The organism is Nocardioides sp. TF02-7 (genome assembly GCF_022437945.1).
GTDB lineage: Bacteria > Actinomycetota > Actinomycetes > Propionibacteriales > Nocardioidaceae > Nocardioides.
Genome location: NZ_CP092535.1, coordinates 2,188,428 through 2,211,212, shown reverse-complemented (window position 1 = coordinate 2,211,212; position 22,785 = coordinate 2,188,428). Strand labels below are relative to the sequence as shown.

At 73.5% G+C, this 22,785-nt stretch carries 14 protein-coding genes and 5 pseudogenes; 2 read left to right on the top strand and 17 right to left on the bottom strand.

What is annotated here, in order from left to right:
* Positions 1–135: 135 nt before the first annotated feature.
* The 4 genes and pseudogenes from MF408_RS11320 to MF408_RS11305 form a co-directional block, all read right to left on the bottom strand.
* Positions 136–2,409 carry an NEW3 domain-containing protein gene (locus MF408_RS11320; RefSeq protein ID WP_240251436.1) on the bottom strand — a complete coding sequence of 758 codons (2,274 nt, stop codon included), beginning with the start codon at positions 2,407–2,409 and terminating at the stop codon, positions 136–138.
* 49 nt (positions 2,410–2,458) lie between these two features.
* Entirely contained in the window at positions 2,459–3,763 is a 1,305-nt protein-coding gene (locus tag MF408_RS25350) for an alpha-L-rhamnosidase C-terminal domain-containing protein (RefSeq protein ID WP_275693464.1), read from the bottom strand.
* A 34-nt stretch (positions 3,764–3,797) separates the two neighbouring features.
* A pseudogene (locus MF408_RS11310) lies at positions 3,798–5,195 on the bottom strand (family 78 glycoside hydrolase catalytic domain); the annotation flags it as partial.
* Positions 5,173–5,937, bottom strand: a complete 765-nt coding sequence (locus tag MF408_RS11305) for a hypothetical protein (protein WP_240251435.1) — start codon at positions 5,935–5,937, stop codon at positions 5,173–5,175. The gene MF408_RS11305 and the pseudogene MF408_RS11310, both read right to left, overlap by 23 nt.
* 501 nt (positions 5,938–6,438) lie before the next feature.
* Here MF408_RS11305 and MF408_RS11300 point away from each other — a divergent pair.
* Both MF408_RS11300 and MF408_RS11295 read left to right on the top strand, forming a co-directional pair.
* Positions 6,439–6,741 (top strand): annotated as a pseudogene (locus MF408_RS11300) (glutamate-cysteine ligase family protein); the annotation flags it as partial.
* Between the two features lie 61 nt (positions 6,742–6,802).
* Positions 6,803–7,495 carry a glutamate-cysteine ligase family protein gene (locus tag MF408_RS11295; protein ID WP_240251434.1) on the top strand — a complete coding sequence of 231 codons (693 nt, stop codon included), beginning with the start codon at positions 6,803–6,805 and terminating at the stop codon, positions 7,493–7,495.
* Positions 7,496–7,560: 65 nt separating this feature from the next.
* Here MF408_RS11295 and MF408_RS11290 read toward each other — a convergent pair whose 3' ends face one another.
* From MF408_RS11290 to MF408_RS11230, 13 genes and pseudogenes are all read right to left on the bottom strand, one after another.
* Positions 7,561–11,466 (bottom strand): family 78 glycoside hydrolase catalytic domain, encoded by a 3,906-nt coding sequence (locus MF408_RS11290; RefSeq protein WP_240251433.1) that lies wholly within the window; start codon positions 11,464–11,466, stop codon positions 7,561–7,563.
* A 277-nt stretch (positions 11,467–11,743) separates the two neighbouring features.
* Positions 11,744–11,914 (bottom strand): helix-turn-helix domain-containing protein, encoded by a 171-nt coding sequence (locus tag MF408_RS11285; RefSeq protein ID WP_240251850.1) that lies wholly within the window; start codon positions 11,912–11,914, stop codon positions 11,744–11,746.
* Between the two features lie 68 nt (positions 11,915–11,982).
* Entirely contained in the window at positions 11,983–12,591 is a 609-nt protein-coding gene (locus tag MF408_RS11280; RefSeq protein WP_240251432.1) for an LUD domain-containing protein, read from the bottom strand.
* A pseudogene (locus MF408_RS11275) lies at positions 12,588–14,062 on the bottom strand (lactate utilization protein B). The gene MF408_RS11280 and the pseudogene MF408_RS11275 overlap by 4 nt, the downstream one beginning before the upstream one ends.
* A 17-nt stretch (positions 14,063–14,079) precedes the next feature.
* Positions 14,080–14,854: pseudogene (locus tag MF408_RS11270) on the bottom strand ((Fe-S)-binding protein).
* An 80-nt stretch (positions 14,855–14,934) separates the two neighbouring features.
* Positions 14,935–15,558, bottom strand: a complete 624-nt coding sequence (locus MF408_RS11265) for a hypothetical protein (protein ID WP_240251431.1) — start codon at positions 15,556–15,558, stop codon at positions 14,935–14,937.
* 125 nt (positions 15,559–15,683) lie between these two features.
* Positions 15,684–18,053, bottom strand: a complete 2,370-nt coding sequence (locus MF408_RS11260; protein ID WP_240251430.1) for a glycosyl hydrolase — start codon at positions 18,051–18,053, stop codon at positions 15,684–15,686.
* 37 nt (positions 18,054–18,090) lie between these two features.
* On the bottom strand, positions 18,091–18,756 hold the full coding sequence (locus MF408_RS11255) for an FGGY-family carbohydrate kinase (protein ID WP_240251429.1): 666 nt from the start codon (positions 18,754–18,756) through the stop codon (positions 18,091–18,093).
* Positions 18,675–19,583, bottom strand: a complete 909-nt coding sequence (locus MF408_RS11250; RefSeq protein ID WP_240251428.1) for an FGGY family carbohydrate kinase — start codon at positions 19,581–19,583, stop codon at positions 18,675–18,677. The genes MF408_RS11255 and MF408_RS11250 overlap by 82 nt, the downstream gene beginning before the upstream one ends.
* Complete coding sequence (rhaD, locus tag MF408_RS11245) at positions 19,580–21,016, bottom strand: bifunctional rhamnulose-1-phosphate aldolase/short-chain dehydrogenase (RefSeq protein ID WP_240251427.1); 1,437 nt, start codon at positions 21,014–21,016, stop codon at positions 19,580–19,582. Before rhaD ends, MF408_RS11250 begins: the two co-directional genes overlap by 4 nt.
* A 41-nt stretch (positions 21,017–21,057) precedes the next feature.
* A pseudogene (locus tag MF408_RS11240) lies at positions 21,058–21,615 on the bottom strand (class II aldolase/adducin family protein); the annotation flags it as partial.
* Positions 21,616–21,665: 50 nt separating this feature from the next.
* On the bottom strand, positions 21,666–21,908 hold the full coding sequence (locus MF408_RS11235) for a hypothetical protein (protein WP_240251426.1): 243 nt from the start codon (positions 21,906–21,908) through the stop codon (positions 21,666–21,668).
* On the bottom strand, positions 21,847–22,707 hold the full coding sequence (locus MF408_RS11230) for a TIM barrel protein (RefSeq protein WP_240251425.1): 861 nt from the start codon (positions 22,705–22,707) through the stop codon (positions 21,847–21,849). The genes MF408_RS11235 and MF408_RS11230 overlap by 62 nt, the downstream gene beginning before the upstream one ends.
* Positions 22,708–22,785 lie beyond the last annotated feature (78 nt).

Genomic DNA, 22,785 nt, shown 5'->3' with positions numbered 1-22,785 from the left:
CCCCCGACTCCTGCGGATTGGTCACAAACCGCAAGCCGACGCCCTCGAGCGGCGCGGTTTGGTCCCAAACCGCAGGTCCAGGGCCCGGGCGGATGCGGTTTGGTCCCAAACCGCACCCACCCGACCCCCGACCACCTACCGCGCCCTGACCACCGTCACCGCCGACTTCGACGGAGCGACGGTGCCGGAGCCGAGGTAGCGCACCACGATCCGGTGCTTGCCCTTGCCCTTGATCCGGACCTTGACGGCAGCCTTGGCGGCCTGGCCGACCTTGCCGGCCTTGAGGCGGAGGGTGCGGGCGGTCTTGCCGTCGACCAGCACCCGCACCTTGCCCGCGACCTTCACCCCGGTCGCGCTGACCAAGGCGGTGACCCGGACCTGCTTGCCCGGCCGCACCTGCGTCGAGCTCACCGTCACCCTCACCGACGACGCCGCCTTGCGCACCGGCGCGGTCGCGGCGGAGGTGGCCTCGCCGGGCTCGAGCCCGGCCTTGGTGGCGGTGACCCGGACGGAGAGCCGCTTGCCGAGGTCGGCCTTCACCGGGCGGTACGACGCCCCGGTCGCGCCGCCGATCGGCGTCCCGTTGCGCAGCCACTGGAAGGAGTGGTCGAGCCCCTTGGTGTTCCACGACCCGGGGGTCGCCTGGAGCGTCGCGCCGAGCACCGGCGTGCCGGACACCTGCGGCTGCACGACCGCGGCGACGGACTCCACGTCGCTGAGCGACACCGTGGTGCGCCGCACCGGCTCGGCGTTGCCGGCCACGTCGGTCGAGGCGAACTCCACGACGTGGTCGCCGTAGCCCTCCACGGTCACCGGGCCGTCACCGACCGTCGACCACGATCCGCCGTCGACGCGGTAGACCGTCGTCGCCACGCCGCTCAGGGCGTCGGTCGCGGCGAACGCGAGGGTCGCCCGGTCGGAGCCGTCGACCCCGCTGCCGCGGGTGACCCGCACCTCGGTGACGGGCGCCGTCCGGTCGATCCGCACCGGCAGGGTGCCCACCGACGAGCGGTTGCCCGCGGCGTCGGTCGCCCGGAACGACAGCTCGTGCTCGCCCTCGGCGTCGAACGTCACCGGTCCGACGTACTCGAGCCAGCCGGCGTCCTCGCCGTACTCGATCCGCGGCGCTCCGTCCCGGCTGTCCACGGCGGACAGCGCGACGCGCACCGGGGAGCGGTACCAGCCCTCGTCGCCAGCGGTGCCGTCGACCACGGTCGCCGAGACGTCGGGCGCCGAGGCGTCCGCACCGAAGGGCAGCACCCAGATGTCGGCGAGCGACGGGTCGCCGAACCCACCGGCGTCGGTCGGGAACTCGAACCTCACCCGCACGCGCCCGTCGTTGTCCGCCAGCGACGGGTGGTCGATCACCGTGTCGTACACCTTGATGCCCAGTCCGCCCTCGGTGCGCGGGACGAGGTGGGTCTTCACGAGCACGTCGTCGACGTAGACGTTGTACTTCTTGGTGATCGCCTTGTCGAACGTCTCCACACCCCGCAGCACGAACGGCTCGCCGGCCGGGACGTCGAGCTCGACGGAGTACCACGAGCCCGGGAACGCCGAGTGCGAGTACCGGCGCGTGTAACCGGCCTCGACGCTGGTCCCGCTGTTCGGCGACGCCTGCAGCGCGTGTGCCTGCTCGGAGGTGGCGTCACCGAAGTCGACGTGGTCGACGACGTTGGCGGCGGGCGGGAACGGCACCTCGAGGTCGAGCTCCGTCGTGCTGCTCGCGAGCGTGCTGCCGGAGCGGACGACGTCGAGGCGTACGGCGACCGGTCCGCCGATCCGGTCGACCGGAACGGCGACCGGGACCTCGGCAGTGGCCTCTCCGCCGGCCGGGACGACGACCTCCGCAGACGGGACCGCGGCCCACCCGCTCGGGAGCGCGGCCGTGACCGACACCCGCACGTCACGCGTGCCGTCGTTGGTGAGCGGCACCTCGATCGTGGCCCGCTCGGCCGGGTCCTCCCCGACGAGGTGGGCGTCCGGCTCGCCCACCTCGATGCCGGAGGTGACCTGCACCCAGCCGGTGGTGGTGTCGTCGAAGGTGTAGGTGTCGCCGCCGACGGTGAACGACACCGACAGGGCGGCGTCGTGGCTGCCGGGCTCGGCGTCCGCCGGCACCTGCGCGGCGACGGGGAGCTGCACGCTCTCCCCGGCCCCCAGCTCGGCCAGCTCCACGGTCACCGGCTCCCAGCCGTCGACGGTCACCTCTGCCGTCAGCTCGGTGACCGGCTGGTCGCCGTCGTTGACGAGGTCGAGGGTGCCTGCGACCTCGCTGTCGGGCAGCACCTCGCCCGCCACCGGGGGCAGGCTCACGGCGACGCCGACCGCCTCGGTGGCCGACCGGGAGAGCCGCGACTCGATCCGCTGCAGCCGGGCGTCGACGGACCCGCGGACCGGCCGGTCCACCGAGGAGCCGGCGAGCCACTCGCGCAGGTCACGGACCTCCGCCAGGGCGTCACCGACGAGCCCGGCGGCGGTCTCCCGCGTCGTCGTCGACCAGGGCCATCACCGCGGCGACCAGGTCGTCGCGGGTGGCACCGAGGCCGGCGGTCAGGTGGTCGGCGTCGTCGGTGGTCAGGTCGCCCGCGGCGCCCGCGCCCTCGACGTGGTCGACCGCCTCGTCGACCAGGCCGAGCACCTCGCCGAGGTCGCCGGTCTCGAGTGCGACGACGAAGTCGTAGGCACCGGAGCCCACGGTCACCGTGACGGTGCCGTCCTCCACCGTGACGTCGTGCACGCCCTCGGCGTCGGACGCGAAGCCGTCGCCCTCGAGGACCGCCCACTCGTTCGGGGCGGGCAGCACGACCTCGGCGGTCGTGTTGACCGGGACCTCGACGCTCAGCGTGAAGTCGTCGCCCTCGGCGTTCCAGTCGGTGCGCAGGTCGCCGTACACGGTGCGCAGCTCGCCCTTGGCGTGGGTGAGCCCGCCGCCGACCTTCGGCGCGATCCGGGCGACCTTGTAGCCCGGCTCCGCCGCGCTGATGCCGCCGACGTTCTCGTACATCCAGTCGCCCACCGCGCCGTACGCGTAGTGGTTGAAGGAGTTCATGCTGGCGTCGCCGAAGCTGCCGTCGGGGTTGATCGAGTTCCAGCGCTCCCACATCGTGGTGGCGCCCATGGCGACCTCGTAGCCCCACGAGGGGTAGTCCTCGTGCATCAGCAGCGTGAAGGCGAGGTCGTCACGGCCGATCGAGCTCAGTGCCGGCAGCAGCCAGGGCGTGCCGAGGAAGCCGGTCGTGAGGTGGTTGTTGCTCGCGGCCAGCTTGGCGACGAACTTCGCGGCCACCGCAGACCGGAGCTGGTCGTCGGTGACCAGGTCCATGCCGAGCGCCATCGCGTAGGCGGTCTGGCTGCCGCCGCTGACGGTGCCGTCGGGCGACACGAACGTCTCGGTGAACGCCGCGCGGACGTCCTCGGACAGCTGCGCGTACTCCGCCGCGTCGGCGTCCTTCCCGAGCGCGGCCGCCATCTCCGCCATCATCCGGGCGTCCTCGGCCAGGTAGGCGGTGCCCATCACCGCGGTCGGCGTCGGGTCGTCCAGGTGGAGCCAGTCCCCCCAGCCGCCGCGGCCCTCGTCGATCAGGTCCGCGCCGGTGTGGGTGATCAGGTAGTCCATGAACGCGGTCATCACCGGGTAGAACTCCCGGGCGATCGACGCGTCGCCGTAGGCGTCCCAGAGCGCGTACGGCACCGTGATGCCGGCGTCGGACCAGCCGGTGCCGCTGCCGCAGCAGCCGACGCCCGGCGGCTCCGGCGCGATGCCCGGCAGGTCGCCGTTCGGGGAACTGGGTGTCGCTCATGTCCTGCATCCACTTGCGCAGGAACGCACGGGTGTCGCGCAGGTAGCTGGCGGTGGGGGCGAAGACGTTGATGTCACCGCTCCACCCGAGCCGCTCGTCGCGGGCCGGGGTGTCGGTCGGGATCGACAGGAAGTTGCCGCGCTGGCCCCACGAGATGTTGCTGGCCAGCTGGTTGAGCATCGGGCTGGACGTCTCGATGGTGCCGGTCGCCGGCAGGTCGGAGCCCCAGACCACGCCGGTGAGGTCATCAGCGGCCGGCGGCTCGTCGACGCCGACGATCTCGACGTACCGGAACCCGTGCTGGGTGAACTTCGGCTCGTACGTCGCGGTGCCGTCGTCGGCGAAGGTGTAGTAGTCGGTCACCTTGGCCGCACGCATGTTGGCGGTGTAGAGCGTGCCGTCGGGGTTGAGCTCCTCGCCGTAGCGGATCCGGACGGTGTCGCCGGCCTCGCCCTGGAGCGCGACCCGGATGACGCCGACCATGTTCTGCCCGAGGTCGTAGATGTAGGTGTCCGGCGTCGGCTCGGTGCGCTCGACGGCGACGAGCTCCTCGGTCACGCGGACCGGCTCGTCGCCCTGCGGCACGAGCAGCTCGGTCGCGGACGGCGCGACCTCGACCGGCTGCCAGTCGGCGTCGTCGTAGCCGGGCTGGTCCCAGCCGGTCTGCTCGTAGCGGGCGTCGTACGTCTCACCGTCGATGTTGTCGGTGAACACGTAGGGACCCTGGTGGCTGGTCCAGGTGTCGTCGGTGTCGACCCACTGGCTGGTGCCGTCGGTGTAGTCGATCCGGAGCCGGGCGACCACGGAGAGCTGCTGGCCGTAGACGCGGGGACCCCACATGCCGACCTTGCCGGCCCACCAGCCGTCGCCGAGCTCGGCGCCGAAGGAGTTCTGGCCGGAGTCGACGAGGTCGGTGACGTCGTAGGTCTGGGACTGGATGCGGTCGGCGTAGTCGGTCCAACCCGGGGCGAGGAACTGGTCGCCGACCTTGTCGCCGTTGATGTTGAGCTCGTAGATGCCGCGGGCGGAGGCGTAGACGCGAGCGCGCTCGACGGTCTTGCCGCCCTCGGTCGCGAACTCGGTGCGCAGCAGCGGGCGGTGGGAGTCGGTGGAGCGGTAGAGCACGTCGGTGGGCCGGTCGAGGACGAGGCTGCCCGGGGTCCAGGTGCCGCCGTCGAACGGGTTGCTCTCCTGCAGGTCGGTGTCGAGCAGCGTCTCCCCGGACTCCGCCTCCACGGAGACGCTGTGGACGGTGAACTCCTCGAACGTCCCGTTGGCGTGGTCGGAACGGAAGCCGACGAAGCCCTTCGCGTGCTGGGTGAGGGTACGGCTGTCGATCTGGTCACCGTCGAGGCTGGTGGTGACCGTGTCACCGTCGACCTGCACGGTCATCGTGTGCTGGCCGGTCGTCAGCTCCTGGACGGAGATGAACGAGGAGATGTCGATGCTGCCGAGAAGCTGGTAGTTGCCGTTGACGCGCACGTGGGGGGCGGAACCGGGGGGTGCCGTCGGCGACGCTGACCTGCCACATGTACGCGTTGCCGGCGTTGGCCGCGCGGACGAACGCCGCGAAGGCATGCCGCTGGATCGAGAAGTCGAAGTCGGCGGTGTAGTCGGTCCAGCGGTTGACCTCGTTGCCCGAGGGGGCGGCGATCCAGTCCGCGTCGCCCCAGTCGGCGACGCTGAGCATCCCGGTCTCGAACCAGGCCGGCTCGCTCCAGGCCGACGCCTCATCGGCGCCGTCCCACACCCGGACCTGCCAGTGGTAGCGGGTCTGCGCCTCGAGCGCGGGCCCGCCGTACTGCACGTCGACCTGGCGGTCGGACTCCACCTTGCCGGAGTCCCACACGTCGGCGTCGCCGAGCGCGCCCTCGCTGGTGGCGACCCGCACCTGGTAGGCCGACTGGACGACGTCCCGCTCCGTCGCCGTCGACGCCCACCCGAAGGTCGGCGGGTCGCCCGGGATGCCGAGCGGATCGGTGCGGCCGTTGGTCGTCAGGCCCTCCACGGCGATCCCGCTCGCCGCAGCGGCAGCGCCGGGCGCCACCGCGACCTGCGCCGTGCCGAGGAGACCGAGGACGAGGGCGAGGAACGCGACGACGGAGGTGAGGGTGCGGGTGCTGCGGGCAGGCATGCGGGCTCCTAGGTTGAAACGATGCAACGGCAACCTAGGGGCCCGTGACCGTTGTCACAACCGGGTTGGCCGGATCCGGCCAGGGGGTGAGACGAGGCGGAGGGCTGCGGTTTGGGACCAAACCGCAGATCGAGAGGGCCGACGGACGCGGTTTGGTCCCAAACCGCACACCTCTGACAGCTTGCCGAGCGACACTCACTCGCGGCTCACGTTTGGTCACAAACCGCACACCTCTCGACAGCCCGCCGAGCGCGCCGCTCACCCCGGCCCACGATTGGTCACAAACCGCATCCGGCGACCCCCGAACCCTGCGGATTGGTCCCAAACCGCAGACCGAGAGGGCCGGCCGACACGGTTTGGTCCCAAACCGCACACCCGCCCGGTACCACCGACTCCCCGCTGGGTACTAGCCCCCAGCCACAGGAGAGGGAGGGCGGATGGAGCGGCGGACCGTCGGCATGGAGGAGGAGCTGCTCCTCGTCGACCCGGGGACGCGGGGAGGTGGCGCCGCGGTCGCACGAGGTGTTGCGGCGGCTGGCGCAGGACGACCGTGGGCGGCCGGAGGACGACGACCTCGACCAGGAGCTGTTCCGGCACCAGCTCGAGACCCGCACGCCGCCGGCGGACGGGCTCGACGAGCTGCGGGAGCACCTGGTCCGGGCGCGGCGGGCGGCGGTGGAGGCGGCGCAGGCGGCCGGCCTCGTGGTGGCCGCGTCGGGCACGGTGCCGCTGGACAGTGGCGAGCCGCGCGTGACCAACGAGGACCGGTACCTCGACATGATGGCGAGGTACGGCGAGGTCGCCCGGCCCACGGGCACCTGCGGCATGCACGTCCACGTCCACGTCACCTCCGACGAGGAGGGGGGTGGCGGTCATCGACCGGATCGCGCCCTGGCTGCCGGTGCTGCTGGCGGTCAGTGCCAACTCCCCGTTCTACCTCGGCCGCGACACCGCCTACGCGTCGTGGCGGTCGCAGGTCTGGGCGCGGTGGCCGAGTGCGGGGCCGACCGAGCGGTTCGGGTCGGTCGAGGGCTACCGCGAGGTCGGCCGCCGGTTGATCGCGACCGGGGCGGCCCGCGACGCCGGGATGCTCTACTTCGACGCCCGGCTCTCCGCCGACCACCCCACGGTCGAGGTGCGGGTCGCCGACGTCTGCACCTCGGTCGACGACGGCGTCCTCGTCGCCGCCCTCGTCCGCGCCCTCGTCGCCCACGCCGCCGAGCAGGGGTCCGGCCCCCAGGGGACGGCCGACGACCCGCCGTGGCGCTCGGAGCTGCTGCGGGCCGCGCACTGGCGGGCGGCCCGCCAGGGCCTCACCGGCGCCCTGGTCTCGCCGCTCACCGGCGAGCTGGCACCGGCCCGGGAGGTCCTCGACAGCCTCGTCACCGAGGTCCGCGACCAACTGGAGGCGTACCGCGACCTGGCGCTCGCCGAGGACGGCGTCCAGCGGGTGCTCGCCGGCGGCGGCGCCACCCGGCAGCGGGCGGCGTACGAGCGCAGCGGCGGTGAGCTGACGGCCGTCGTCGACGACCTCGTCGAGCGTACCGACCCCCGCTGACGCCGCTCCGGCACTCAGCCTCCGCCCGACCGCACACCCGCGCCGGGCGCGTGCGGCCCGGACGGTCAGCCCTGCCGTCGGTCGCCGGAGCGGCGGTCGAAGTCGGGCCACCGGTCGCCGCGCCGCGGGCCGTGGAACACGTCGCCCGACGGTCCGCCGAACACCCGGTCCGCGCCGGGCCCGCCGGCGAGGTGGTCGACCCCGCCGCCGCCGCGCAGCACGTCGCGGCCGCCGCCGCCTGCGAGGAGGTCCGCACCGGCACCGCCGACCAGCCGGTCCGCGCCCGGACCGCCGACGAGCAGGTCGCGCCCGCGGGTGCCGGTGATCCGGTCGGCGCGCCCGCCGCCGCGGACCACCGTGACCACCTTGGTGACGCGGCGGTCGCCGAGGGTCACGGTCACCCGCACGACGCTCGTGCCCTTGCCGCGGGGCCGGATCTCGACCCGCCGCTGGGCGCCCTTGCCGGTGACGACGACGTCGCGCGGTGCGACGACCCGCGGACGGGTGGAGGTCACGGTGACGTCGGCCCGCGCCGGGCGGTTCGCGTCGATCCCGAGCCGGTAGACGCCGGTGGTGCCGCGCAGCCGCAGCGGCGTGAGCGAGGCCGCGAGCCGGTCGTCGGGGCCGTCGGCGTTGCTGAACGTCCACCTGCCCGAGCCGATCCGGTAGGAGGTGACACCGTCGTCGGTGCCGAGCTCCTCGGCCTCCGCGCCGTCCGGGCCGGTGACGTCGTAGGCACGGTCGGCGCTGGCCGGCAGCTCGACCACCGCGGAGACGTTGACCGGGACCTCCGTGGTGAGGGTGACGCCACCGTCGGCGCGCCGCCACTGCGAGGAGACGGGACCGCGCTGGGTGACCTGGGTGCCGGAGGCACGGCGCAGCCCGGTGTCGGGGACGCCGATCCGCAGCTCGGCGGCGCCGGGAGCGGTGATCTCGATGCCGAGCACCGAGTCGAGGATGTCGACGATGCCCATCGCGCCCCAGCCGTGCGAGGCGCTGTTGGCCGAGCCGCTCAGCTCCCACGCCTCGGGGGTGAACGTGCCGCCCTGCGCCAGCCAGCCGGCCCAGCCGTAGTCGTCCTCGTTGGTGAGCAGCCGCAGCAGGCCCTCGCCGGCGCCCGAGGCGGCCAGCGCCTCGAGCAGGAAGTGCGCGGTCATCGGGCCCTGCCGCATGCCGAGCGAGGCGAGGTACTGCCCCAGCTCCGGCAGGTCCTCGGCCGGCGCGATGCCGAACGCCACGGCGTACGACGTCGCGTGCTGGCCCGCGTGCGGCGACTGGGTGCCGTCCTCGAGCAGGCCGTCGACGTAGGTGCCGTCGGGCCGCCGCAGGGTCTCGTTCATCCGGTCGGCCAGGGCGTCGGCGTCGTCGCGGTAGCCCTGCACCTCGGTGTCGGGCCGGCCCAGCGCCTCGGCGACGAGCGCCACCTTGCGGAGCACGTCGACGCCGAGCGCGTTGACGGTGGTGCGGGCGGCCGCGCTCATGTCGTAGCCGAACCGTCCGTGCTCGGGCCAGTCGACGATGCCGTAGAGGTAGGCGCCGCCGCCACCGGTGAGCCGGGTGACCAGCCCCTCCGTGGGGCCGTCGGACGCGATGTGACGGCGGATGTAGCCGGCGGTCGCGGCGAGCTCTTCGTGGACGTCGGCGAGCACCTCGCGGTCGCCCGTCTCGAGGTAGTAGCGCCAGATCCAGTCGGGCACCACCTCGGTGAAGTCGGGGATGTCGCGCTTGCCGTCGCCGTTGGGGTAGACCGCGTTGTAGCGGCCCTCGTCCTCAGGCGTCGAGCTCCACCAGCGCTCCTGGCTGAACATGAACTCCCGGATCGCCTGCCGGGTCGCCACCCGCTCCCGCTGGGTGGCCATCAGGCCGTAGGAGATGTTGACCGTGTCGTGGAGGAACTGGCCCTGCTCACGGGTCGGCGTGTCGACGAACGTCTCCTGCACCGAGTAGACCAGCGAGCGCTGCATCAGGTCCCAGACGGCGTCGAGCGTCGGGTCGGAGCTGTCGAACGTCGCCGCCCCGCCGTCGGGGTAGTCCACGTGCACCACGGTGGCCGTGACGTCCTCGACGGTGATCTCCTCGCCCGCGTCCGGGATCTCGAGGTAGCGGAAGGCCAGGTGGCCGAACGCCTGGTAGTCCTGGGCGCCGGCGGCCTGCGTGTAGGGCCAGGACATGTTGGTGCCCTGGGTCGAGGTGCCGGCGGTGGAGACCCGGCCGTCGTCGGCGAGCTCGAGGCTCGCGCGCATCGGGACCACCCGGCCGGCGACCCCGTCCTCGAAGTGGACGCCCGGCCGGCCGGGGATGACCTTGCCGAAGTCGGCGACGGGCGTGCCATCGTCGGCGACGAGGATCCGCTCGGGGTGGACGACCGTCTCCTGCATGTCGGTCTGCTGCGCCACGATGCGGGTGAACGGCGGCACGGGGTGCTCACCGAGCACGACGGCGTCGGCCCAGGCGGAGTCGTCGTAACCGACGGCCTTCCAGTCCCCGATCGCGCGCGCGACGTCGCCCTCGAGGTGCTCGACGTAGAGGCCCTCGCCGTTGCGGGTCCCGACCAGCCGGTAGGGCCCGCGGCGGACCTTCCACGAGCCGTCGCTCACGACGACGTGCTCGGTGCCGTCGGCGTACTGGAGCTCGAGCCGCAGCAGGAGGCCAGGCTCGGCGCCGACCCGGCCCTGGCCGCTGCTGAACCAGTGCAGCATCGCGCCCACGGCGAGCGTCTCGCCCGGCTCGACCAGGTCGGTGACGTCGGCGGTCTGGTAGTAGCCCTCGGTGGGGTGGCCGTAGTTGCTCATCCGGTCGGCGCGCTCGCCGTCGAGGTAGAGCTCGGCGGTGTGGCTGGCGGCGAGGTAGCTGCGGGCGCGGACGATCTCGCCCTCGGGGACGTCCACCTCGGTGCGGGCGAGGGTGTACTCGTCGGCCTCGCGGGTCGGCGCCCCGCTGTCCCAGCCGGCGAGGTCGCCGGAGAAGTCGTCCTCGAGGAGCACCGTGGCGCCGTCGAGGGAGGTGACGAGCACGTCGTCGACCTCGGCGACCTCGGCGCCGCGAGAGCCGGTCGCCTGCCGGAACCCGATCGTGCCGGCGGTGGAGCCGGTGGCGTCCGGGTCGGTCCAGGTGTCGACGACCTCGCCGTCGATGCTGGTGGTGAAGGTCTGGCCCTCGACCCGGATGCTGAGGTCGTACGTCGTGCCGGCGGTCACCTCGAACGGCACGGTCCGCCGGGCGTCGCGCGGGAAGCCGCCGTCGATCATCCGGTGGGTCTTCAGCGCGTCGTCGGCGTCGTGCAGCTGCCACATGTAGCCGGTGCGGTGGTCCCTGGCGCGGAACACGACGGCGGCGGCGTTCTCGACGACGGTGACCTTCGCGGAGAAGACGTAGTCCTCCCACCCGCTGCCGGTGCGGGCGATCGTGACCTGCTGGCCGGCGCTGCCGGTGACCCGCAGCCGCTCGTCGACCAGCGAGAGCGGTCCGGTGCTGTCCGGGTCGCCCGGTGGCCGGCGGATCCAGGCCGCGCCGCCCCAGTCCTCGTCGCCGAGCCCGGTCTCGAACGTCGCCGGCTCCGACCAGGGCGACTCCTGGCCGTCCTTGTCCCAGGTGCGGACGGTCCACCGGTAGGCGGTGCCCGGCTCGAGCGCGGCGCCGTCGTAGTCGACGTAGGCCTGCTGGTCCGAGTCGACCTTGCCGGAGTCCCAGACCTGCTCGCCGTCGGCGTCCTCGACCCGCAGCTGGTAGCCGGTCTGCACCTCGTTGCCGTCGGCGTCCTGCGGCAGCCACCCGAACCGCGGGGTCAGGTCGGTGTCGAGCGGGCGCACCTGGTCCTCGACGGTCAGGCCGGTCGGCGCGCCCGGCGCCGTCCCGCCCGGCGCCGCGGCGACCGGTGCCGGTGCGGCCGGCGCCGGTCCGGCGGGGAGGCCCACGGCGAGCACGGCGAGCGTCGCGGCGCCGACGACGGCGCGGCAGGACAACTTGGGCACGAGACCTCCCGAGAAGAGTGAAACGATTCAGGACTCACGCTAGACATCCGGTGAGGGCCGTCACAACCCCTGTGGCCGGATCCGGCCAGGGTTGGTGCGAGAGGGCATGTAACTCAGTGTTCGGGGCACTACCGCGGCGCTCTGACCGGTCACACCACGGCGGTAGTGCACCGAACGCCGAGGGAGCACGGATCACCCGGGGAGTGCACCGAACACTGAGTTACACCACCCGCCGCGGCAGCCCTGGCACCCCGAGCCACCGCCACCCGCGAACGCCTCAGATGACGCCCGTCCGCACCGCATGCACGACGGCCTCGATCGAGGAGTCGACGCCGATCTCGTCGGCGACCGTGCGGAGCCGGCGGCGCACGGTCCGCTCCGACAGGCCGACGCGGCGGGCGACGGCCTCGGTGGTGTGGCCCTCCGAGAGCAGGCGCAGGATCTCCACGTCGAGGTCGCTGGGCTGCCAGGCGGCCCCCCGGCGCGCGCGGTTCGCTGTCGGCTCGCCGGTCACCGTCAACCCGACTCCTCCACGATCACCACGTGCAGGTGGCGGGGCCCGTGGACGCCCTCGACCCGGTCGAGCTCGATGTCGCTCGTCGCGCTGGGGCCGCTGATCCAGGTGAGCGGACGGCGGGGGTCGAGCAGCGCGACCGCCTCCGGCACGTCGGCGACCACCTGGTCGGCGCGGACGACGCAGACGTGCCGGTCGGGGACGAGGGTGAGAGCGCGCCGGCCCTGGTCGGGCTCGTGGTCGAGCACGATGGTGCCGGTCTCGGCGATGCCGACCCGGCACGCGGTGACCACGGCGTCGAAGGAGTCGAGCTCGGCCGCCGCCAGCCCGTCGTCGGCGACCGGGTCGGGCAGCGCGGAGACGAGCGAGCCGGGCAGGCCCGGGGGCACGACGACCCGCCCGCCGGCCGGCAGCGCGGCCGCCACGGTCGCGGCGGCGTCGGCAGCGGAGCAGCGGACGACGACCGCGCGGTAGTCGGCCACCCGTTCGGCGAAGTGGGCCACCAGGTCGGCCGCCCGGGCGCCGGGCGGCGCGGGCACCGGCGCGGGGTCGGGGTCGACCCCGGCCAGCGCGGCGCGCACCCGGCCGAACACCTCGTCGCGGGCGCTCACCGGCCGGCTCCGTCGTCGTCGAGCCGGCCGCGGGTACGCCGCCACCGCGCGCGGAACGACTCCCGCGGCGGCACCGGGAGGTCACGGGCGCCGGTCCAGGCCGCTGCGGGCCCGGGCAGCTGCGGAGCCGTCGCCCGGCCGCCCGGGGAGCGTCGCCGGCCGAACCGGCCGAGCACGCGGCCGGCGAGGCCCGAGGCCTGCTCGGCCCGGCCCAGCCGACGGGCGTCGGAGAACGCCCAGGACGCGGCGCGCATGGCCACCGCCTCCGCCTTGGGCACCCGGTCGGCGCGGTGGCCGTCGACCACCTTCGCCCGCAGGTCGACGAGCACCTCGGGGATGTCGATCCGCACCGGGCACGCCTCGAAGCAGGCACCGCACAACGACGACGCGTAGGGCAGGGGTCGGTCTGCGGGTCGCCGGTGCCCTTCAGCAGCGGGTTGAGGATCGCGCCGATCGGGCCGGGGTAGACCGACCCGTAGGCGTGGCCGCCGGTGCGCTCGTAGACCGGGCACACGTTGAGGCAGGCCGAGCACCGGATGCAGCGCAGCGCCTGCCGGCCCACCTCGTCGGCCAGCGCGCGGGTGCGGCCGTTGTCGAGGAGCACGACGTGCACCTCCTGCGGCCCGTCGCCGGGCGTCACGCCGGTCCAGGTCGAGGTGTAGGGGTTCATCCGCTCCCCCGTCGACGACCGCGGCAGCAGCCGGAGCAGCGGGTCGAGCTCGGCCCAGGTCGGCACCACCTTCTCGATGCCGACGACGCTGACCAGCACGTCGGGCAGGGTCAGGCACATCCGGCCGTTGCCCTCCGACTCCACCACGACGAGGGTGCCGGTGTCGGCGACGGCGAAGTTGGCGCCGGAGACCGCCATCCGTGCTCGCAGGAACTTCTCCCGCAGGTGCTCGCGCGCGGCCGCGGCGAGCACGGCGGGCTCGTCGGCGAGGTCGGCGGGCGCCGGCTTGCCGGCCTCGCCCATCCGGCGCAGGAAGATCTCGCGGATCTCCGCACGGTTGCGGTGGATCGCCGGCACCAGGATGTGGCTCGGCAGGTCGCCGCCGAGCTGGACGATCAGCTCGGCGAGGTCGGTCTCCCACGCGGCCACCCCGGCCTCGGCCAGCGCCTCGTTGAGGCCGATCTCCTGGGTCACCATCGACTTCACCTTGACCACCTCGTCCACCTGGTGGCGACGGGCGACGTCGACGACGATCCGGTTCGCCTCGGCGGCGTCGCGCGCCCAGTGCACGGTCGCGCCGTTGGCGGTGAGGGCTTCCTCCAGCCGCACCAGCTGGTCGTCGAGGGAGCGCAGCGCTCGGTCCTTCACCGCCGCACCGGCGAGCCGCAGCTCCTCCCAGTTGTCGACCTCGCCCACGACCGCGGACCGCTTGCCGCGGATCGTCGACGTCGCGTGGGCGAGGTTGTGCCGCAGCTGCGTGTCGGCGAGCGCGTCCCGCGCGGCCGAGGGGAACGGCGGCATGCCGACGAACGTCCCGGTCACGGCTGCTCCTCGACGTTGGTGGCGGAGAGCTCCACGGACGCGTGCTCGCGGGCGTCGGCCTCGGTGGAGGCGAGCACCTCGGCGAGGTGCATCACCCGCACGCCCGATCGCTGCCGCGACAGAAGCCCGCCGACGTGCATCAGGCAGGAGTTGTCGCCCGCGACCAGCACCTCGGCGCCGGTGTCACGCACGTGCCGGGCCTTGTCGGAGCCCATGGCGACCGACGTGTCGGCGTTCTTCAGCGCGAAGGTGCCGCCGAAGCCGCAGCACTCCTCCGCGTGCGGCAGGTCGACCAGGCGCAGCCCGCGCACCGCCTCAAGCAGCCGGCGCGGCCGGTCGCCGACGCCGAGCATCCGCAGCGAGTGGCAGGTCGGGTGGTAGGTGACCCGGTGCGGGAAGTAGGCCCCGACGTCGGTCACGCCCAGCACGTCGACCAGGAACTCGGAGAGCTCGTAGGTGCGCGGCGACACCTCCGCGACCGCCCGCTCGAGGCCCGGGTCGCCCGACCGGCGCGCGACCAGCGCGTGCTGGTGGCGCGCCGAGCCGGCGCACGACCCCGACGGCGTGACCACGGCGTCGTAGCCGGCGAACGCGTCGACGTACGTCCGCACCACCGGCACCGCCTCGTCCAGGTAGCCGGTGTTGACCATCGGCTGCCCGCAGCAGGTCTGCGCCTCCGGGAAGTCGACGTCGACGCCGAGCCGGCGCAGCAGGCGGACGACGGCCGCCCCGGTGTCGGGGGAACATCGCGTCGTTGACGCAGGTGACCATCAGGGCGACTCGCACTGCCCGCTCCCTCTCCGCTCGTGGCCCGCTCGGGCCGTTCGTCGATCATGCCTCCCGTCGTCGGCTCAGCCCGGCACCACCTTCTCGACGTAGGGCACCAGGCGCACCGGGCCGGCCAGCCCGTAGGTCTGGCGGGCGGCGACGCCGTAGACCTCCGGCGTCACGACGCGCAGCCGGTTGAGCAGGGTGGAGGCGACCTCCACCTCGATCACGTTGCGTCCGCGGCGCAGGCGGCGACCGAGGTCGACGGTGCTGGTCAGCGGGTCGCAGGGCGGCAGCAGCTCGCCGTTGACCCGCACCCGGAACGTGTCGTTGACCTCGCCGAGCTCGAGCAGGGCGCCGTCGTCGTCACCCCAGTCGCGGCCCAGGTCGACGGTGGTGCGGTAGCGGCCGATGCCGGACACGTCCTCGAGGCCGGGCACCTTCGACCAGGCCTGCGGCTCGGTGAGCTGCACCCGGTGCTTGGTCTTGCGCGTGCGGAGGTCGGTCGGGTCCCCGGCGTCGCGCGGGCTCCAGTCCTCCACCTCCAGCGTCCAGCCGGTCGGCACGAGCGGCTCCCGGACCCGGTCGACCCGGACGCTCGAGGTCCGGCCGTCGGTCCACCGGACGGTGGTCCGTCCGGCGGTCGTGGTGCGCAGGGCCGGCCGGGCGCCGCGGCGGACGAACGTGAGCCCGTCGGCCGGCTCCACGGCGCGGGTGGACGCGCCCCCGCCCCGGGGCGGCGAGCACGACGATCGTCGACTGACCCGGCACCAGGTCGACGCGGACGCGCACCTGGTCGCCCGAGCGCTCGTACGCCGCGACGGGCGTCGCCTCACCGGTCCAGGCGTCCAGCAGCCACGGCACCGCCCGCCGGTCGGTCGCGGTCAGGAGGACGTCCTGGGTGACCCGGTTGAGCCGGCGGTTCTCGGCGTGGCGGGCGTTGGCCAGGTAGTAGAGGTCGACGTCGCCGACGACGCGGCGCACGTGCATCACCGTGGAGTCGGCGTGCTCGACGTCGCGGGTGACGCCGAGCTCGGCGAGCGCGGCGCCCACCCCGCTTCTCCACGGTCGTGCGGGTCGTCGGCAGCGCCGCGATCCGGGTCATCAGCTCGCGCACCTCCGCGACCGCCGCGTCGTCGGTGCGCCCGATCGGGGTCGCCTCGGTGGTCCAGTCCCGGCCGGCGTCGTGCACCAGCACGACCGGCAGCCCGGCCCGCCCGAGCTTCAGGACCTTCCGGGCCGCGTCGAGGTCGATGGTCATCTCCCGGCTCCGCAGCTTGTCCGGGCCGATCACCAGCACCTTGTACGCCGGTCCGTCCGGCACCAGCCGGCCGCGGCGGAACGTGACGTCGGGCCGGTTGAGCAGCGCGGCGGTGATGAACGAGTGCGACCACCCGAGCTTGGTGCCGTCGTTGGTCACCCAGAACGGGCCGACGCCGGCGCCGGCGCCGCTCTTCTGCCGGAGGAAGACGATGTCGTACTTCGGCGTGCCGGTCTGCAGCACCAGCTGGGTGCGGGCGAGGTACGCCGCGATCCCGGGCATGTGCTCCCACTGCGGGGTCCGCGGGCCCCAGGCCTCGCCGAAGCCGATCGCGCCGTTGTAGTACGGCGAGAACGCGGCGAAGCCGGGCCAGGTGACGCCCGGCGCCTCGGCGTACGGGAACCCGTGGATGATCGCCTGGTTCACGCCGGCCGCGAAGATGCTGTTGAGGGTGAACAGCGCCTGGTTCTGCGCGGTCGGGCTGGTGCCGTTGGCGCCCCAGGTGGTGTTGTAGGCGGCGCCGTTGTAGCAGATCGCCTCGCACGACAGGATCGTGTGCCCGGCGATGTCGCGGCCGCCGGCCATCAGCCGGTAGTCGTCGAGGTTCTTGAAGCCCAGCGACTCGGTCTCGGCAACGTCGAGGACGGCGGCGTGCTGCGTCGAGTCGGTCTCCAGGCCGTAGGCCTGGACGCGGAGGCCCATGCCGAGCGAACGCGCGAAGTCCTGGAGCGGGCGGAGGTGGTGGTCGAGGTAGAGGTCGGACAGCACCTGGTTGAAGTCGTCGCGGACCTGGTTGGTGCGCAGCGCGTCGGTGGCGGCCGGGTCTGCCGCCGAGCCGAGCGAGAACTGGTAGTCCTCCTCGACCTCGAGGACGAGCGGCAGCCACGGCCGCAGGTCGTAGCCCTGCCGCCGCTCGAACTCCACGAGCATCCGCGGCGTCCAGATCGTGGCCTCGGTCTCGATCTCGAGGGAGTCCTCGAAGAGGTAGCCGCCGGCCTTCTTCAGCAGGCGGCGCATCTCCCGGTCGAGGACCCGGTCCTGCCACAGGTCGACCACGGCGTCGGTGCCGGCGGCGCTGAAGTGGTCGACCACGTAGGACCGCGGCGAGGTGTGCGGCCCGGCCTCGGGCTCCTGGCCGGAGCCGCGCCGGTAGGTGGCGAGGAGCACCCAGGTGGCGTCGGCCGGCTCGGCCGGCGCGGTCCACGAGATCCGGTCGCCGTCGACACGGTCGCCCAGGTCGACGTACGACGCCGGGTCGAGGGTGGTCGTCGACGACGTGCGGGCCGTGACCCGGTGCGCCTGCACGGTCACGAGCTCGCGGCGGGTCACGCCGTCGGCGGCGTGGACGACCGGCTCCGGCAGGGTGCCGTCGTAGGTCTCCCCCGCCGCCACGTCGACCTGGCCGTGGACGAGCTCGGAGCAGGCCGCCTCGTCGTCCGGCGTGATGGTCGGCACGGCGGCCGGCCACGACGGCCCGACGGTGATGTCGATCCGGACGTCGCGCTTCGCGCCCCGCTCGAGCGCGGCCTTGACGCCGGCGACCCAGGACCGGGTGCCCCAGCCGTGCTTGGCGACGTCGATCTCGATGTCGCGCGCCCGGAGGCTGTGGGTGACGTCGGCGACCTCGAGGACGCCGAAGCCGGCGTCGGCCACCAGGTCGACCTCCCGGGCGACCTGTCGCGGGTCGACGAGGCCGTGCGGCCACCACCAGCGAAAGCCCGCGGCGGTCGCCGTGCCGGGCTTGCGGAAGGCCTTCTCGAGCGACTTCGGCACGCCTCCCGGACCCGGGCGACCCGGCCGTCCCGGTCCGCCCGGCCGGCCGGGCCGGCCGCCGGGCGCGGCAGCAGCGCCGGCGGCGCCGCTGACGGCCGCGACTCCGATCGTGGCGGCGGCCGCTCCAAACAGCGAGCGGCGGTTGATCCGGGTGGGACGGTCGGTCACGGACTGCTCCTTGGGATGGGGATGGATGGGTCGTGCGTCAGCTGGTGGGGAGCCGCGCCTCGGCGGCGGCCCAGTCGAGGTCGGTGCGCGGCTCGTGCCGCCGCACGTCGTGGGAGCGACGGACCAGGTCGCGCATCGCGGCGAGGTCGGGGAGGTCGGCGCCGAGGGTGCGGGCCTGGACGAGCACGTTGCCCAGGGCCGCGGCCTCGACCGGTCCGGCGAGGACGGGCAGCCCGCAGGCGTCCGCGGTGAGCTGGCACAGCAGCTCGTTCTGGGAGCCGCCGCCGACGACGTGGACGACCTCGACCTGCTTGCCGGCGATCTCGGCGGCCGTGCGGACCTGCCGGCGGTAGGCGACGGCGAGGCTGTCGAGGATGCACCGGGTGATCGCGACCGGCGAGTGCGGCACCGGCTCGCCGGCCTCGGCCGCCAGGGCGGCGACCCGCTCGGGCATCGGGTCCGCCGCCGAGCCCGGGACCAGCAGCCGGGGGTCGTTGATGTCGACGACGGTTCGCAGCGGCTCGAACGTCGCCGCGGCGGCGAGCAGCGTCCGCAGCTCGACGTCGCGGAACCGGCGGTCGCTCCACGACCGGAGCGACTCCGACAGCACCCACAGGCCCATCACGTTCTTGAGGAACCGGACGGTGCCGTCGACGCCGAGCTCGTTGGTGAAGTCCGCCAGCCGGGCGGCCTCGCTGAGCACCGGCTTGTCGAGCTCGAGCCCGACCAGCGACCAGGTGCCGGAGGAGATGTAGGCGAACGACGACGACTCGGCCGGCACGGCGACGACCGCCGAGGCGGTGTCGTGGGATCCGACGGCCACCACCGGCACCTCGCCGTCCGCCCCCGACCTCCTGGGCGACGTGCGGGGAGCAGCGGGCCGACCACGGCGCCCGGGTCCCGCAGGGGAGGGAGGATCCCCCACGGGAGGCCCAGGCGCCGAGCCAGGTCGACGGCCCACTCGCCGGTGCGGACGTCGTAGAGCTGGGTGGTGGAGGCGTTGGTGCGCTCCGCGCCGATGCTGCCGGTCAGCCAGTAGCCGAGCAGGTCCGGCAGCAGCAGGAGGTGCTCGGCCGCCTCCAGCGCCGCCGTGCCGCGGGCCGCGTGCAGCTGGTAGATCGTGTTGAACGGCAGCTGCTGGATGCCGGTCGTGCCGTAGAGCTCGGCCGCGCCGACCTCCTCGACCACGCGGGCGGCGACGCCGTCGGTGCGGGGGTCGCGGTGGCTGAACGGGTTGCCGAGCAGCTGGCCGTCCCGGTCGAGCAGCCCGTAGTCGATCGCCCAGGAGTCGATGCCGACCCCGTGCAGCGGTCCGGTGCGCACGACCTCGCGGACGCCGGCGAGCACCTCGCGGTGGATGCCGAGGACGTCCCAGAAGTACGACTGCCCGACCCGGACCGCGCCGTTGGGGAACCGGTGCCGCTCGTCGACCTCGACCCGGCCGGGGGTGACCCGGCCGGACATCACGCGACCGCTGGTCGCGCCGAGGTCGACGGCGGCGACGCGCAGGGAGGGACCGAGCACGCTCATCGCAGGAACGCGGCAGCCACCCCGGCGTCGACCGGCACGTGGAGACCGGTCGTGTGGGTGAGGTCGGGACCGCAGAGCACGAACACCGCGTTGGCGATGTGGTCGGGCAGCACCTCGCGCTTGAGGATCGTCCGCTGGGCGTAGAACTTGCCCAGGTCCTTCTCCTCCACGCCGTAGACCGCGGCGCGGCTGGCGCCCCAGCCGCCGGCGAAGATGCCGGAGCCCTGGACGACGCCGTCGGGGTTGATGCCGTTGACCTTGATCCCGTGCTCGCCGAGCTCGGCCGCGAGCAGCCGCACCTGGTGGGCCTGGTCGGCCTTCGCCGCGCCGTAGGCCACGTTGTTGGGGCCGGCGAAGATCGAGTTCTTCGAGGAGATGTAGACGATGTCGCCGCCCATCCCCTGCTCGATCATCGCCTTCGCGGCGGCCTGCGCGACCAGGAACGAGCCCTTGGCCATCACGTCGTGCTGGAGGTCCCAGTCGCGCTCGGTGGTCTCGAGCAGCGGCTTGGAGAGGGACAGGCCGGCGTTGTTGACGACGAGGTCGACGCCGCCGAACGCGAGCACCGCCGCGTCGACCATCGCGCGCACCGCGTCGGCGTCGGACACGTCGCCGGCCACGCCGACGGCCACGTCGGGCCCGCCGATCTCGGCGGCCGTCGCCGCCGCCTTCTCGCCGTCGAGGTCGGCGATCACGACGCAGGCGCCCTCGGCGGCGAGCCGCTGGGCGGTGGCCTTGCCGATGCCGCTCGCCGCGCCCGTGACCAGCGCGATCCGGGTCGCCAGCGGCTTCGGCTTCGGCATCCGCTGGAGCTTGGCCTCCTCGAGCGCCCAGTACTCGATGCGGAACTTCTCCGCCTCGTCGATGGGCTGGTACGTCGACAGGCCCTCGGCGCCGCGCATCACGTTGATCGCGTTGACGTAGAACTCACCCGCGACGCGCGCGGTCTGCTTGTCCTTGCCGAAGGAGAACATGCCGACGCCCGGCACCAGGACGATCAGCGGGTCCTTGCCGCGGATGGCCGGCGAGTCGGCGGTGGCGTGGCGGTCGTAGTAGGCCTGGTAGTCCTCGCGGTAGGCGACCGCGAGCTCCTTGAGCCGCTCGATCGACTCCTCCACGGTCGCGGTCGCGGGCAGGTCGAGGACGAGCGGCTTGACCTTGGTGCGGAGGAAGTGGTCGGGGCACGACGTGCCGAGCGCGGCCAGCCGCGGGTGCTCGGCGTGCGCGAGGAACTCGAGGACGGCCTCGGAGTCGTTGAAGTGGCCGACCATCGGCCGGTCCGCCGACGCGATGCCGCGGATCGTCGGCGCCAGCGCGGCTGCCCTGGCCCGCCGCTCGGCGTCCGGCAGCGCGGCGTACCCCTCGAGCGCCGCGCCGAACGGCTCCGCCTTGGGTGCTCGGCGATGTAGGCCGCCGCGGTGTCGATGATCCACAGCGAGCTCTTCTCGGCCTCCTCGCTGGTGTCGCCCCACGCGGTGATCCCGTGGCCGCCGAGGATGCAGCCGACCGCCTGCGGGTTGCGCTCCTTGATCGCCGCGATGTCGAGACCGAGCTGGAAGCCCGGCCGGCGCCACGGCACCCACACGACCTTGTCGCCGAAGATCTCCTTGGTCAGCGCCTCCCCGTCGGCCGCCGTCGCGATCGCGATGCCGGAGTCGGGGTGGAGGTGGTCGACGTGCGCGGCGTCGACGAGCCCGTGCATCGCGGTGTCGATCGACGGCGCGGCGCCGCCGCGGCCGTGCAGGCAGTAGTCGAACGCCGCGACCATCTCGTCCTCGCGCTCGACGCCGGGGTAGACGCCGACGAGGCTGCGGAGCCGGTCGAGGCGGAGCACGGCGAGACCGGACTCCTTGAGCGTGCCGAGGTCGCCACCGGACCCCTTCACCCAGAGCAGCTCGACGGGCTCACCGGTGACCGGGTCGGTCTCGGTGCCCTTGGCCGAGGTGTTGCCGCCCGCGTAGTTGGTGTTCTTGGGGTCGGCGCCGAGGCGGTTCGACCGCGCGATCAGCGCGGAGACTGCGGGGTTGGTCATGATGCCTTTCTCGGAAACGGGTCTCGAACGGGTCGGTGGGGTGGTGGCGGTCAGGTCCAGGACATCTGGGTGCCGCCGACGCGGGCGGACTCGATCTCGGCCTGGTAGCCGGACTCGGCGTAGGCCCGCATCGGGTCGGCCGGCAGGCCGCGCTCCTCGCGCCAGGCGGCGAGGTCGGCGCGCACGTCGGTGTAGAACGCGTCCATGAACACGGCGTGGCCGGCCAGGACGTCACCGGCCTCCTGCGCCTGGGCGAGGGCGTCGCGGTCGACGAGCAGCGCCCGGGCCGTCATCTCCTGCACGTTGAGGACCGACCGGATCTGCCCCGGGATCTTGTCCTCGATGTTGTGGCACTGGTCGAGCATGAACGCGACGTCGCTGTCGGGCCCGTAGCCGCCGCCGCGGATCACCTCGAAGATGATCCGGAACAGCTGGAACGGGTCCGCGGCGCCGACGATCAGGTCGTCGTCGGCGTAGAAGCGGCTGTTGAAGTCGAACGAGCCCAGCTTCCCGAGCCGCAGCAGCTGCACGGACGATGAACTCGATGTTGGTGCTCGGCGCGTGGTGGCCGGTGTCGAGGCACACCACGGCGTTGTCGCCGAGGGCGGCGACCTGCGTGTACGCCGTGCCCCAGTCGGGCACGTCGGTGTGGTAGAACGCCGGCTCGAAGAGCTTGTACTCCAGCACCAGCCGCTGCTCGTCGGTCAGCCGCTCGTGGATGATCGCCAGCGACTCCGCGAGCCGGTCCTGCCGGCCCCGAAGGTCGGCCTGGCCGGGGTAGTTCGACCCCTCGGCAAGCCAGATCTTCAGGTCGCGCGAGCCGGTCGCGTTCATGACGTCGATGCACTCGAAGTGGTGATCGATCGCCTTCTGGCGGATCTTGCGGTCCACGTGGGTGAGCGCGCCGAGCTTGTAGTCGTCGTCCTGGAACGTGTTGGAGTTGATCGTCCCCAGGCGGACGCCGTGCTCCTCCGCGTGGCGGGCGAGGGCCTCGTAGTCGTCGACCTTGTCCCACGGGATGTGGAGCGCCACCGCCGGGGCCAGGCCGGTGAGCCGGTGCACGGTGGCGGCGTCGGCGATCTTCTCCTCCACCGACCGGGGGTGCCCGGGGTGGAGAAGACCTTGAAGCGGGTGCCGGAGTTGCCGAACGCCCAGGACGGGAGCTCGATC